This is a genomic window from Phocaeicola sp. RTP21198st1_B8_RTP21198_201120, from assembly GCF_040929485.1.
Classification (GTDB): domain Bacteria; phylum Bacteroidota; class Bacteroidia; order Bacteroidales; family Bacteroidaceae; genus Phocaeicola; species Phocaeicola dorei.
Genome location: NZ_JBCOCI010000061.1, coordinates 15,089 through 29,454, shown reverse-complemented (window position 1 = coordinate 29,454; position 14,366 = coordinate 15,089). Strand labels below are relative to the sequence as shown.

General features: G+C 42.0%; 10 protein-coding genes and 1 pseudogene. 8 read left to right on the top strand and 3 right to left on the bottom strand.

Features of this window, described 5'->3' with window-relative positions; genetic code table 11:
- Positions 1-398 precede the first annotated feature (398 nt).
- The 3 genes and pseudogenes from AB5935_RS17720 to AB5935_RS17710 all read left to right on the top strand — a co-directional run.
- Entirely contained in the window at positions 399-3,998 is a 3,600-nt protein-coding gene (locus AB5935_RS17720) for a SusC/RagA family TonB-linked outer membrane protein (RefSeq protein ID WP_007835608.1), read from the top strand.
- 11 nt (positions 3,999-4,009) lie between these two features.
- Positions 4,010-5,635 (top strand): RagB/SusD family nutrient uptake outer membrane protein, encoded by a 1,626-nt coding sequence (locus AB5935_RS17715; protein WP_007842817.1) that lies wholly within the window; start codon positions 4,010-4,012, stop codon positions 5,633-5,635.
- Between the two features lie 180 nt (positions 5,636-5,815).
- A pseudogene (locus tag AB5935_RS17710) lies at positions 5,816-6,325 on the top strand (phage integrase SAM-like domain-containing protein); the annotation flags it as partial.
- A 27-nt stretch (positions 6,326-6,352) separates the two neighbouring features.
- Here AB5935_RS17710 and AB5935_RS17705 read toward each other — a convergent pair.
- Together AB5935_RS17705 and AB5935_RS17700 are read right to left on the bottom strand one after the other, a co-directional pair.
- Positions 6,353-7,180 (bottom strand): helix-turn-helix transcriptional regulator, encoded by an 828-nt coding sequence (locus AB5935_RS17705; protein WP_038609630.1) that lies wholly within the window; start codon positions 7,178-7,180, stop codon positions 6,353-6,355.
- A gap of 13 nt (positions 7,181-7,193) precedes the next feature.
- Positions 7,194-8,381 (bottom strand): multidrug effflux MFS transporter, encoded by a 1,188-nt coding sequence (locus AB5935_RS17700; protein ID WP_032934059.1) that lies wholly within the window; start codon positions 8,379-8,381, stop codon positions 7,194-7,196.
- A gap of 235 nt (positions 8,382-8,616) precedes the next feature.
- On the opposite strand from AB5935_RS17700, the gene AB5935_RS17695 reads away from it, so the two are divergent.
- The 4 genes from AB5935_RS17695 (at position 8,617) to AB5935_RS17680 (ending at position 10,992) form a co-directional block, all read left to right on the top strand.
- Positions 8,617-9,468, top strand: coding sequence for an AraC family transcriptional regulator (locus tag AB5935_RS17695; RefSeq protein WP_038609633.1), 852 nt, complete (start codon positions 8,617-8,619; stop codon positions 9,466-9,468).
- A gap of 121 nt (positions 9,469-9,589) precedes the next feature.
- A complete protein-coding gene (locus AB5935_RS17690) occupies positions 9,590-10,183 on the top strand; it encodes a DUF4251 domain-containing protein (protein WP_008673983.1) in 594 nt (197 codons plus the stop codon).
- Between the two features lie 27 nt (positions 10,184-10,210).
- Entirely contained in the window at positions 10,211-10,429 is a 219-nt protein-coding gene (locus AB5935_RS17685) for a hypothetical protein (RefSeq protein ID WP_007835591.1), read from the top strand.
- Complete coding sequence (locus tag AB5935_RS17680; protein ID WP_008673982.1) at positions 10,426-10,992, top strand: efflux RND transporter permease subunit; 567 nt, start codon at positions 10,426-10,428, stop codon at positions 10,990-10,992. Before AB5935_RS17685 ends, AB5935_RS17680 begins: the two co-directional genes overlap by 4 nt.
- Before the next feature lie 553 nt (positions 10,993-11,545).
- Here the strand turns inward: AB5935_RS17680 and AB5935_RS17675 are convergent.
- Positions 11,546-12,391, bottom strand: a complete 846-nt coding sequence (locus AB5935_RS17675; RefSeq protein ID WP_008673976.1) for an alpha-1,2-fucosyltransferase — start codon at positions 12,389-12,391, stop codon at positions 11,546-11,548.
- A gap of 1,524 nt (positions 12,392-13,915) precedes the next feature.
- Here AB5935_RS17675 and fldA point away from each other — a divergent pair.
- The coding region (gene fldA / locus AB5935_RS17670) for a flavodoxin FldA (RefSeq protein WP_368327509.1) at positions 13,916-14,366 on the top strand (451 nt) is incomplete at its 3' end.

Here is a 14,366-nt window from a genome sequence, read left to right as displayed (position 1 = left end):
TGTCTATATCATGAGCACCATCAATGCCATGACCATAAATGAATAAAAGGTGATATTCAATAAGAAATTTTGCATAGCCTTAGCAAATTACGGACTCATTTCAAATTATGATAAAGAAGACTTAGAATTCACCTCCTTTGTCTCAAACCCTAGTCCGGCTAATCAGAGCTTGTCTTTACTTCTGAATCTTTGTATACCAAAGCTGGACTTATCAAAAATATCCATTAACAATCAATCTAGTCTATAAAACTATAGCTCCAACCCAAGGATTAGCATTCCAGAACATTATTTTTATCCCAAATTAATTTTTTTAAGCAAAATGTTTTTTTATTATATAAATTTGATTAGCTTTGAGAAGCAAAAACAAACCGTTTTAAATATTCAAAAATTAAACGACCATGAAAAAACATTTGTTGTTCTTGTTGGCATGCCTGTTCCTTATGACAGGAACGGTAATGGCAAAAATTGTAAAGGGGCGGGTTATAGACTCGTCTGACAAGGAACCCATCGTGGGAGCGTCCATTTTTGTCAAAAGTACAAAACAGGGGACAATCACTGACATTGAAGGTCATTTTTCCTTGGAAATCCCCGACAATGTCAAAACAATCACTGTTTCTTTTGTCGGTATGACAACTCGCGAAGTTGCTATCACTCCCGGAGAAATGACAATCGAGCTTACGGCAGAGAGCCAGGCACTTGACGAAGTTGTTGTTGTCGCTTACGGCACGCAAAAAAAGTCTTCGATTACCGGTGCCATCACCCAGGTCAGAAATGAGGAACTCCTGAAACGTCCTGTGACATCCGTCACTTCAGCCCTTGAAGGCTCCACACCGGGTATTACGGTCACAGGCAACTACGGCTCGCCTGGAAGTGACCCCACAGTGCTTATCCGAGGTATCGGCACAGTAAATGGTAGTACCTCTCCCCTCTATGTGATAGACGGCGTTCCGTACGGAGGAAACATCTCTGACCTTAATATGGAGGATATTGAAACAATGTCCATTCTGAAGGATGCCGCTTCGGCCGCACTCTATGGCAACCGGGCTTCAAACGGAGTGATTCTGATCACAACCAAAAAGTCAAAGAGTGAACGTATCCAGTTCAATTTCAAGACCAACCAGGGCTGGTACGAACGTGCCCTGCCGGAATATGAGCGTACCAATCCCTTCCAGTTCATGGAGGTTGAATACCAGAACGCAGCCAACGCATTCGTACACGGCGGAGGTGACCGTACGGACAAACAGGCAATTTTAAATGCCGTGAACAGCACACTTATTCCCGACAGACTTTATGTCAACATCTTCAACAAACCAGACGACCAGCTTTTCACCCTCGATGGGAAAATGGCTGCCGACGCCTCTATCATTGACGGGTATGCCGGCGATTTGGACTGGTTTGACCAGGCCACACGCAAAGGATATCGTTCGGAATACCAGTTCTCGGGATCGGGTGCTACAAGCAAGAGCGACTATTACTTCTCACTCTCCTATCTTGATGAGAACGGATATATGAAAGATTCCGGGTTTGACCGTCTGACAGGACGCATGGCTGTCAACATCAAACCTGTGAAATGGTTACGGGCCGGCATGAGCATCAACGCCTCACATCAGAAGTTCCAGAACACGTCAAACGGTGTCGGGGACGGCTCGTCATCATACAGCAATCCTTTCTATTTCTGCCGCTATATGGCTCCCATTTACCCGGTACACTCGCACTATACGGAAACTGGAACGGTATATGACAATGCCGGAACCCCCATACAGGTGAATAAGGGGGATTATGTGCTTGACGGTGCCGGAAACCCGCAATGGGACGGCGGAAGCTATATCATCTACGACCAGAACGGAAACCCTCAGGAGGTCATAACCCGCAATCAGAACCGTGACCGCCACGTGATATGGGAGTCGGAATTGAATGATAGTCGGACAATACGCAATACACTCAACGGGATAGGTTATCTTGATCTCGTGCTGCCCTACGGCTTTACCGCAACCCTTAAAGCAAATGTGAACACACGTAACAGCGATTATTACAAATACGAGAATGCGGTCATCGGTGATGCACGTGGTACTGTTTCCGAGGACGGTTCCATCTCGGGTCGCAACGGGGCTCTTGCCAAAACCCTCTATACCTACAAGAACTGGACTCTACAGGAGCAGCTGCGCTGGAACATGACCTATAATGACAGACATAACATCGAAGTCCTTCTTGGGCACGAGAACTACAGCTATCGTTATGACTATACCTATACAAGCAAGACCAACGAGGCTTTTCCAAACAGGTATGCGCTTTCCAACTTCTCTGAAATGGCAAGTATCTCGGGATACAAAACCCGCTACCGCACTGAATCCTATCTGGCGCGCGTACAGTATGGATATGACAACCGGTACAATATCGAAGCCTCATTCCGCCGTGACGGTTCCAGCCGTTTCGCAAAGGAATCACGGTGGGGAAACTTCGGTTCGCTGGGTGCCAACTGGGTCTTCAGCAACGAGGAGTTTATGAAAAAATATAGATGGCTCAATCAGGGCAAGTTGCGGGCAAGCTGGGGACAGGTAGGTAATGATTCCGGCTCCGGTTACTACGCATATTATGGCCTTTACGGATCATGGACCCAGAATTCCAAGCCGGCATACGTTGTAAGTCAGAATCCGGCAAGAGACCTGCATTGGGAAACCGGAGAATCATGGGGCGCAGCTGTTGAAGGACGTCTGTTCAACCGACTGAATCTCTCCGTTGAATATTTTGACAAAAGGAATAAGGACCTTATTTTCAGCGTATATGCCCCCAGTTCAGCAGGAGGTACCAGCACAGGTTCCTCCACATCAACCACAGACAGGAACATAGGTACAATCTCCAACCGCGGCTGGGAGATCTCCGCTGATTTCGATATCGTGAAGAGCAAGGATTGGACTGTCAGCGTATCCGCAAACCTTACCACCACCAAGAACAAGATCGTCAAACTTCCCGAACAGAATAAAAAGAAAACCGTATATCCCATTGATCCATCAGGAAAGCTTGGACAAAGGGAGGACCTGCCTGTCGGCATAACTTCCGGCAGCTATCTCATCTCCGAAGGCAAGTCACGATATGACTACTATACATACCATTGGGCAGGAGTGGACGAGATGGATGGACAGTCGCTTTACGAGGCAAATCTTAATGATTATTATATTGTACTTCCTGACGGGTCACAGCTTGGTGGCAAGCAGAAACTCAACGATGAAGGAGAACTGATGTGGGACGCCAACGGCAATCCCGTCCAGGGAGCCACCGAGCTTGCTCCCGAGAACTACAGGCTGATCAACGGGAAATATTATGTGCTCAAGACCACCTATGCCCAAAAGAAATGGGCAGGCAGCGCGCTTCCTACCACATACGGTTCCTTCTCGGCAAACATACGCTGGAAGAACATCAACATATCTGCAATGTTCACCTATTCGCTTGGTGGAAAGATATACGACAGCCCTTATTCCAGCCTGATGACACCCGGACAAAGTGCCGGAAATTACCATGTGGACCTGTACAACAACGCCTGGCGGATCAACGACAGGTCCAATGCCATGATAACCACTTACAAGAATGCCTATGATGACGCCTACAATGCTGCTATTGCAGCAGGCCAGACTACATCAGAGGCGAACTATGCCGGATATTATGCGGCAAACAAGGCTGTGGACGGCAATGGACGTATCAATCCCAACACCAATCCCGAGATCAATAATCTGACCAGTACCGACAATAATGCTGGAAGTGACCGCTGGTTGGTCAGCCGTAACTATCTTTGCTTTAAGAATCTAAATATAAGTTACACTCTTCCGAAAAGATGGACAGCAAAGGTCAACCTTTCCACTGTCCGTTTCTTATTCTCGGCCGAGAACATACACCTCTGGTCGGCCCGTAAAGGTATGAACCCCATGATGGGAATAGGTGGCGGCCAGAGCAACTATCTGGTTCCGGCCCGTGTCTTCACATTCGGTATTAATGCAACCATTTAACATTTGGAAAGATGAAAAAGATATATGATATAGTTTCAATGGCAATTCTGCTTTTCTGTACAGCAGCCTGTTCAGATTCGTATCTTGAACTCAGTCCGGAATCAAGCGTTTCAGACGAGGTGATTTTTGAGAATGCCGATGCCGCACAATACGCCGTGAACGGACTGGGTCGGATCATGAGCACACAGTACCTGGACACACAGGGGTACAACGGAGAAGGTACCGTTTATGCGTATCAGGGCGAATATCCTGGAGATGTGATACAGAAAGGCAGCTACACCGGCTGGCAGAATCTCGCGAAAGGCAACTATTTTACCAGCAGTACGAACAGCAACATCCATGTAACATGGTACTACTATTACAAACTCATCAGAAATGCTAACCAGATTCTAGACAACTGCAAGACGGGGCTTGCCAACGTGGCGGAGCAACGTAAATGGGACTATATAAAGGCACAGGCGCTGGTCTACCGTGCCTACTCCTACACCATGCTCTCACAGCTGTACAGTCGAAGATGGACAGATGCAGACGGCTTGCAGCGCGGTCTTGTACTGCGTACCACAGTAAACAATGACGAAATGCCATGCTCCACTATGGCGGAGACATTCGAACTGATCTACCATGACCTTGATGAGGCCATCAGCCTTTTCACATCATGCGGATACGATCGGCCTGTCGATGTGGACAAGAGGTGGATGGCGAACCTTGATGTGGCCCATGCCGTCTATTCACGGGCAGCTCTTATACGTAATGACTGGCAGACGGTCATCACCCATTCACAGGAAGCTCGCAGGAACTACTCCATCATGACTCCCGATGAGTATAAGGCAGGATTCAACACAGCCAATCAAGAATGGATATGGGAGGTGTTCGAGGATGACACACAGCCTGTTCATTACTATTCATTCTATAACTATATGAGCGCCAGCTGTCTCGGTTCTGCATCCCGCACTTATCCACCATGTATAAGCAAACAGATAGTAGATCCGATTGATCCCGCAGACAAGCGGCTCGCCATTTATGCCATTCCGACTCCGGAAGAAGTGGGCGATGTTTCCAAAGTCAGCGGCTCGGGTAAGGTGACCAAAGGTGATTTCTACAACCGTGTGAAGAAGGAGTTCGCCGGACGCATATACAGCACCACGACAATCTTCTATTATCTCTCCACCAAGTTCATTGTAAAATCCGGGACAGGAGACGGATGTATTCCTATTTTCCGTGCCGCTGAAATGATGTATAACGAGGCGGAGGCACAGTACCGTTTAGGTAACGAACAGGCCGTACGCGCACTTCTTGAGCAGACCGTCAAGCCTTATAATGCGGATTATACCTGCACAAAAAGTGGTGACAGTCTTTGGGAGGAGCTTAAAGCATACCGTAAATTTGATCTCTGCAACGAAGGCCACAGCTGGTTCGACCTAAAACGCTGGGGAGACCCGATGGTCCGCAAAACCTGGGCAGAAGGCGGAAGCTGGGCCACTTATTTTGCCGAGAAGAACACCACAACCGGAGGAAACTACGGTCCTGCCGATAAAAATGCATGGACTGCGGTTATTCCAACCATGGAAACCAATTACAATTCCCTTGTTTCCAATGTTGAAAAAATCAAGTCTGACGGTACTTGGGATCGGAATTGAGATTTCTATTTAATTTAAATATATAAAGGATGCGGATATTCTTTGCGTCCTTTATACTGTAACAACCATATACTATTCTTCACACAACATTGTTTGATCATGTAATGTTCTTATAGAAAGTCGGTAATTTGCACTCCATTTTTTTGTCGTTTGTGCATTAAATAGCACCTTTGCAGAAAAATGGATAAAATCAGATACCGTCTTGTATATAACCGCCAGAACACACTAAACAGGCAAGGCACGACCCTTGTACAGGTTGAAACCTATTTAAACCAAAGAAAAATCTACCTGAAGACAAACGTGTACCTCAAACCAGAGTGCTGGAGCCGTGAAGGGGTACAAGTCATTAACCATCCCCAGTCAAATGAGTTGAACGCAATGCTCTATGAATACATCCTGTATCTGCAAGGCATAGAGTTGGGGTATTGGAAACGCGGAATACCTGCCACACTCTCTTTACTGAAAGATGCCGTCAAAAAGAAAAGTGCCGTGAATGTCAGCTTCTCCATTTTCGCCAAATCAGCCATTGACAATTCGGACAAGAAGCAGTCCACCAAGGACAACCTGCACTCGACACTGGCGGTCCTGCATGATTTTTGCTCCGGGCTGGACTTCAAGGATCTTACCTATACATTCTTTCGTAATTTTGAACAATACTTAAGAGAAAAGGGCAATGCGGTCAATACCATATACTTATATTTTATTTAAATTTCATTTCTATTTCACAATACTTTCTTTTAACAGAATGGAGGGTTGTATGCCAAAATACGCCTTAAAACTATGGGAGAAATGTGAGAAACTTTCAAATCCTAAATCCAATAGAAATTCTGACGGCTTGATTTTCTTTTCTTTAATGAGTACATAAGCTTCTTCCAGTCGCTTTGTCAACAACCATTTTCCGAGTGTCGTACCAAACACTTTTAAGAAGTCTCTGCGGAATGTAGATAAGCTACGTCCAGAAGCCTGCGCCAGTTGTTCCAATGGCAGGTTATCCTGATAGTGACACTCCATGAAATCTTTCAAATTAATTCTCTGCAAGCTGTTCATACGAGAAAACCAATTATGTAATCCCGGACGGAGATAGGTCAGGACATTTATGCACTCCTGTATCTTGAGATAAGTCAATGGTTGGTTAGCCCGGAAATTATTATCAACACCAGCTTCAATGCCTGATATCAGGCCCTGAAGGAGTACATGATTGGTTACTGTCATTACATTTATATCTTCATTTTCCACTTCATTTTCTGCATCTGTCATAGCCGGAGACGTAGCACGTAACAGATATTCTGTTACAGCCTCTTCCGATATGCGGATATGTACTACTTGCATGAAACTCTCCGTGTGAAATGAAATATGTTCGTTACGGGCCAATATCCAGCCGCATCCTTTGCTCAGCGGGTGATTAATCCCTGACACACACATTGTTCCTTCTCCCGAATAGACATATAAGAATAAAAAATCATCAAATTGGAATTTCATAAGCCGCCCGTTGGTGAAATTCATCTTATACATAATAGGATAGTCTGGAATCATTTTATTTTTCATTTGTGAATCTCCTTTATTGTTTGGTTACCTTTAAAGCGATATGCGAGGTTGCAATATGATTGCAAAACCATGTACCGATGCAACAAGCAACGATGATAATTCCGGTTGTATAGAGCATATTTCCCAATCCGGTCAAGGGAGAAAGCACTCCACCGAACAGGAACATCAAAAATCCAAGCAATGCAGAGGCGTTTCCGGAGTTCTTTCTCTCCAAATCAAGGGCAAGTGTTGTAGAACTGGGCAATATTACTCCCAGGAAGAGCATAAAAACAAACAGCGATACTTCCACCGGCCACACGGAAGTGGAGAAAAATAAAGCTGCGGCTACAAACAAACTCATTATCCCGAATCCTATAGAACCTACACGCAATGCATCGGTTGCGTCATGGAATAATGAAACCGTCAGACTGCCCAGCATTATGGCTATCGCATTGGCACCGAAACACAGGCTGTACGCCAGCGGGGACATGTTAAAATGCTCCTGAAAGATAAAGGGAGAAGCAGCAATATATGTAAACATTACCCCCATAGCGAACGCCTGTACCAATACATAGCGCATAAACTGAGCATTTTGAAACACAGGTATATAATTCCGAAATGTGGCAAACACACCGCAATGTTGTTGCTCGTTATTCAAGGACTCTTTAAAAAAGGCCAATGCCATAATCAATAATATGCCTATCAATACCAATATCCAGAAAATACCTTTCCAGTCAGTCACTTCCAATAAAACACCCCCCAATACGGGGGCACAAACCGGGGCAATGCCTTGCACGGAGCTAAGCATAGAAAAAAAGCGAGTAAGCTCTCTCCCTTCGTAGAGATCCGTGGCGATGGATTTGGAAATAACTACTCCACCGGCTCCGGACAATCCTTGTAGCAATCGGAAGAAGATAAATACATATATATCCGAAGCGTATAAACAACCTATTGTGGATATACAAAACAGGACAAGGGAGGCCATTAATGTTTTTTTACGTCCATACTTGTCACTCAACGGCCCGATAACCAACTGCCCGACGGCCAGTCCAACCATACTAAAAGTCAGGCTAAGCTGTATGAGCGATGCCGTAGTATCAAAATATCCGGCCAGCACCGGAAGGGCTGGCAGGTAAAAGTCGGTCACAAACGGACCAAAAGCTGAAACAATCCCGATAACAACCAGGATATACAGTTTTGAGTTTAAAGTTTCTTTCATCATAATTTATTTATACTTTTATTTTCTGCTGCAAAGTTCATAACATTCTGTCACATCCTTTTGTCCATTTCCATGTCTGGATTGTCCGGATAGTAACCAAATGTTGATTAGAGAAATCTATTTTAGTCTGACTTTCTCCTGTAAACGGCTTTGAAGCTGAGAGACAAATTTGTTATTGTCCATTTCGTGATATTTGCAAGCAGATAAACAATAATCCGTAAAATCCTTTTATATTTGTATGAACTTACTTGTATTATATTCGATGCCAATTAATAAAGATATGACAAACAAGTTTGGAATATGTCCTTCCACCGGACATTTATCCGTATTATTTCCGGAAAAGGAAGCGGAACGTACTCCCTCAAATAAGATTTTTCTCGCTATAGTCTTACAAGGTGGAGCCATGATTGAAATTGACGGGAAGAACCATTTAATATATACCGGGACATTGATATATCTGTATCCAAACCATCTGGTCAGACAAATATCTCATACAGAAGATTTGCTACTTGAATATCTTTGGTTCGAGTTTGAATTCCTCTCGGATTTTCCTTTATTACTAAAGGCAGATATTTCAGAATATGTAGGAAAAAATCCTTGCTTACAGTTAAAAGATAAAGAGAGGCAACTGGTGAAGAAATACTATGACCTGATAGCTGAACGTTATCAGGAAAGCAATGAGTACATTGCCATTACCAAAGGATTGCTGTTTTCCTTTATTCTTGAAATCAGCAGGTTATATTCCGGTAAAAATGTGTCGGTATCAAATACACGACAAGACGAATTGACAGATCATTTCTTCTTTCTACTCCATCAGCATTACAAGAAAGAACGGTCTGTTTCATTTTACGCCGATAAATTATATATATCGGATAAGTATCTGATGCGTGTACTGAAGAAATCCACTGGACAGACTTTTCATTTTTGGGTAATTGAGTTTATTATGCGTGAAGCCAAGCTGTTATTACGTTCAACGACCATCAGTATTACCGAAATATCGGAAAAATTGAATTACCCGAACCCTTCAATCTTCTCCCGCGTATTCCACCAGTATGTGGGAATGACCCCAAAAGAGTTCAGGAATCAGTGACCCTGAAATATTCTATGGTCATAGACTTCTAAAGGCAAATGGCTTTGACATTTACAGACAAGAGCTAATTGTCCGAAATGACGACTTTTGCTACCGTAAACAATTTAATATTTGATGATATATGGTAGCAAAATGTTTAAAAAAAATCTTGCTCCTTCTTTTTATAACAGGAGCGATACAGGCCAATGCCCAGAAAGGAAAGAAAAGTGAATTGCAACAATGGAAAGATTTCATTGAGAATGCACGTTTAATAGCCAGACAGGAACGACACTTGATGGATTCGATTGTCCATATAAAGGCCGAAAATGCTTTGCAAAGGAAAGAGTTTGTACTGGAAAGTGACGAACTGACACTAAAGCATGGTGAACATGGATATGTAAATTCTACCACCAACTTCATTGCCTTGCATGACGGGAGAGCGACCGTGCAAATCTCACCGTTCCAATCAGGCGGCGGTCCCAACGGCGTGGGTGGTATCACAGTGGAAGGCACTCCGACCGGATTGAAAATGGAAACAGACAAGAAAGGCATCACCCGCCTTTCCATGAATGTCACCGGAAATGGTATATCGGCACAAGTTACAGTGACACTCAGTCCTTCGGACAACCGTGCCACAGCAACGATTATCCCCAATTTCAATTCTCTCAATGTTACATTGGACGGGCAACTGGTTCCGTTCAAGGAAAGTTCCGTATTTAAAGGAACAACTTTCTGATCATTAAACAAACTAACCAAGAAAAGTATGACAGCTAAATTGTACATAGGGGTATTCATGCTCCTGGCAGGAACCCTGTACTCCTGCCAAAAAGATGAAGAAGTGAATAAACTGGATGCCGACTACCGCGTAATGACTGATTATGATCCGGAAACGGATTTCAGTCAGTTCCGGTCATATTATCTGGCAGACAGTATTCTGTTTATCGGACAAGATAAAATATTACAATATCTTGACAAATCTTGAACACCTGTCACCATAACATGCAGGAACGGGGTTACAGTCGTGCAGCAAGCAAGGAGAAGGCCGACTTGGGATTACACCAGTACCTACCATTTTGTGGGATACACCGCTTCACCTTATTGGTGGCGGGGATTTTCCGGTTATTGGAGTCCTTTTTATTGGGAGAACAGAGTTTGGAGGTCGCAACCGGCTCGTTGGAGGAAAATTCCAAAAACGTACACCAATACACAATGAAATACAAAGGGCGGCTTGAAAAACCCGAAGAGTTTGGAAACATGGTTATCCGGTCGTTACCCAACGGAGAAGTTCTCCGGTTAAAAGATGTGGCAACCATTAAGCTGGGTGCACAAAACTATGTTATCAACGGACAGATAGACGGGCATCCGGCAGCCACTTGCATGATATTTCAAACGGCAGGTTCCAATGCCAATGAAGTAGTGGGTGAAATAAACGATTATCTCGAAATTATAGAGAAGGAACTTCCAAAAGATGTCAAAATTGCCCATCTGATGAGTACAAAGGATTTGGGGATGCAAGTATCCTTTAGGCTCACTACGTATCTATAATTTTGTACATGTGGATGTATAACTCGTACAAAAGCGTGCTTTGTACCACAGAAAAACACTGCTCCACTACACTTCCTACATCTTGCAGGTGCTCCGTTTTATGGAAGCTGTTGGGGCTACTGATTTTTATACTGCTTCCAGTTCAACCGTTCCATTTGATCAATAAAAAAACGACTTTTAATTATCATTTATTTGTGTGGCAAAATCGAATCTATACTTCCTCTTGCTTCCAAAGAGGACTTCATTTCATTGATTAACAACTCGGAAAATAAATAAGCTATAAATAATAATTTTGACTTCTTTGTGTCTTGCTTGTTATTAGTTCCCAATATATACCCAACATTTGGGATTAGTTGGATCTCAGAACTACTCCTGTAACCGTCATACTGTTGTGAATACACAACTCAATCCGTCTGCTTTCAATTTTTTGCATACATTACTGTATTTTTGTATTCTGAAGCAAAGCGATGTTTTGATTGGAATTCACGGTTTTAATACTCTTGACCGAATAAAATCCGTTTTTCAGATAACGCGTACTTATGAGCTCTATATATTAATCCACTGGCACTTTTATCCATCCCGTAGGATAGATATCCGGGGTTTCGGAATGCTGAAACCAACGGCTAGGCACAATTACCGTTTTGTCTATACTAGGATTTAACCATGCTCCCCACCAGCTGAATGTACTGTTGCAGATGATGTGATGCTTGCAATGACTCATAAGCATCATATCCTGCCAACTGTCTTCACCTGTATTCCAATCAATATATACCGCATTTTGCAATGGAAGATTTTCTCTTACCCAAACAATGTCATCCGAAAAAATATAGTAGGACGGAGAGGTAACCCTTTTGCTCATTTCCGCTATTGCGTTTTGATAGTAAGGTAACTGGCATACACTTCCAGTAGTAGCCCAATGTTTGGGTTGCAAATAATCTCCACGACGAATGTGTAGAGAAACTGCGTTTTCATCCTTATCCAAAATGTCAAGCATATCAAGACTTCTACTGTTGGCTTTGCTTCTGTCAAAAGTGAAAGCTTCCCTGACCTCATCCTTTATATCTGCAAAGAAACGTTCCGACTGATAAAACCCTTTAAAATAAAGTAAAGGCCAAAAGTATTTCTTTTCAAAAGCCCTTAAACTATTGGGGGCTTGTTTCCGTTCATATATTTTTTTGAAGAAAAGAAATTCGATAATTTTTTTCAGAGGCCGGTTTATACAAAATTCTGTATGGGGCAGCTTGAATACACGATGCATTTCATATCCGTAGTGCACTTTATAATGCATCATGTCCGAAAGGTCTATGCGCACCTTTGGATAGTACTTTTTCATCCGCAAATAAAAAGCATAAATAAACATTTGATTTCCCAACCCACCTGTCACTTTTATAAGTCTCATATTTCTTTGTCATTTTTTTGTTATCTGCAATATTTCAATTTGCATTTCGACATTGTTTATGCATAAATTGAAAATGCAAAGGTATTGATTTTATCAGAGTCTACAAATATCTTAAAAAAATATTGTAAATGTTTACTTGGAAAATATTGTTTTCCCTTATAGCAGTTTACTATCTCGTTATTATATAGTGAATTAACCGTATGAAAGATATGAAGTAAAATTTAGAAGAAAAATCAGAAGATATTATGATATATCGGTTGTCTTTCTGTGGTACAGCATGTAAGTAATGTTTTTAATGGAAGTGAGTTACTTCGTCAACGGAATAAAATTTTCCAAGTTTACTCTCATTAGAATTCTTGCGATATTTCTTCAAAAATGTCGAATTCTGTCCCCCAAAAAAGGTAGAGTGAATCTCTGAAAGTTTTGTACTTTAGCTATATTCTTGTTAGGATATTTCTCTCTTTCTTGCTTTTAAATTTTATTTACGAAAAACGCCTAAAAACAAAAAAGTAAACTAATATGGAACTTTAAGTGTGAGTTTGTTGGCTGATTTTACGTTGCTTACTGAATATTTTTGATTAGTTTTATCTCATGCCGTACCTTTTTTCACTTGGTATAAGGTCTTTCATCAATGTTTCGACAATTTTACTGAATGATTAAAATTAAATATTGTATATTTATATTGTCTTGGAATCGTATATTTAATACAGGCCTTAGGTCCCTCTTTTAAGTGACAAGTTTAGTTTTATCAATTATATATGATATCTTTGCAACTTTACATTTCCTACTATTGGGAAATGTAAAAACATATCGGATGATTTATTTATTGAAACATTGCAAAACTATACTATCAAGATGGGCTGGCACATTTACAATATGGCAGTGACAAGCTGATTAATTTTTATTTGTTAAACGAACAGGAATATAAATTTGTTATTATTGAATGCAGCCTCAGGTAGTGAAATTGAGCAGGTACTGGAAAAAATGGTAGATTTTGGGATGGATGTAGGTAAGGATATATTTGTCGCTATTCTGATATATTTAATCGGTCGTTTTATCATTAAGCAGATAGTGTATTGATAGCCAAAGTTCTTGAAAAACGGAAGATAGAAACGTTGGGTAGCTCAAAGTGTTAAACTTTATCCGCTGTTCGGTCTGACCATGTCCAATTGGATGTTTGATATGCATGATCTGGATGTTGACTGGGATGGAGAACATGTTCATGTTAATATGGGGGTAACCATAGTGAATTCCGTATCGGGGTTAGTCTCGGAGTCGGGGAGGAACTCGCTTTGGGACGTAACTGGACTATGAATGTTGAATTCGGATACCAATTGATTGATGATTTTGACCAAGGAATTATTAATTTCGGAACTGCATACCAGTTCTAAAAACATATCAAGAAGCAGATCAGTTCTATACACTGTCTGTCTCTTGAACTTTATTAAAATCACTATTTCTAGGTATTTCAGAATCTCTTTCAAACCTTTTACTTTGCAGCAAACAAATTAAATGATTTGCTGTATGAAAAAAATGGGTATAATTTATGGTTCCTCTACTGGAACTTGTGAAAGCATCGCACAGACAATAGCTGAAAAATTAGGTGTGGCATCAGTTGATGTAATTGATGCAAGCAAAATTACCACAGAAAAAGTGGGAGGCTATGATATCTTATTATTAGGGACTTCTACTTGGGGGGACGGTGAATTGCAAGACGATTGGTATGATGCTATTAAAACGGTGAAGACTGCAGATCTGAATGGTAAAATCGTTGCTCTCTTTGGTTGTGGAGATTCAGAGTCCTATTGTGATACATTTTGTGACGGTATGGGAGTTATATATGACCAGTTAAAGAATTCCGGTTGCACTTTTGTAGGAGCAGTTCCTGCCGATGAGTATTCGTATTCATCTTCGATAGCGGTAATCGATGGAAAATTTGTAGGTTTGGCTCTTGATTACGTGAACGAAAGTGGCA

What these genes read in the sequence shown, in the direction of transcription:
- AB5935_RS17720 (WP_007835608.1), top strand. Translation starts at nt 399, where the DNA reads ATGAAAAAACATTTGTTGTTCTTGTTGGCATGCCTGTTCCTTATGACA.
- AB5935_RS17715 (WP_007842817.1), top strand. Translation starts at nt 4,010, where the DNA reads ATGAAAAAGATATATGATATAGTTTCAATGGCAATTCTGCTTTTCTGT.
- AB5935_RS17705 (WP_038609630.1), bottom strand. Translation starts at nt 7,180, where the DNA reads ATGAAAAATAAAATGATTCCAGACTATCCTATTATGTATAAGATGAAT.
- AB5935_RS17700 (WP_032934059.1), bottom strand. Translation starts at nt 8,381, where the DNA reads ATGATGAAAGAAACTTTAAACTCAAAACTGTATATCCTGGTTGTTATC.
- AB5935_RS17695 (WP_038609633.1), top strand. Translation starts at nt 8,617, where the DNA reads ATGAACTTACTTGTATTATATTCGATGCCAATTAATAAAGATATGACA.
- AB5935_RS17690 (WP_008673983.1), top strand. Translation starts at nt 9,590, where the DNA reads ATGGTAGCAAAATGTTTAAAAAAAATCTTGCTCCTTCTTTTTATAACA.
- AB5935_RS17685 (WP_007835591.1), top strand. Translation starts at nt 10,211, where the DNA reads ATGACAGCTAAATTGTACATAGGGGTATTCATGCTCCTGGCAGGAACC.
- AB5935_RS17675 (WP_008673976.1), bottom strand. Translation starts at nt 12,391, where the DNA reads ATGAGACTTATAAAAGTGACAGGTGGGTTGGGAAATCAAATGTTTATT.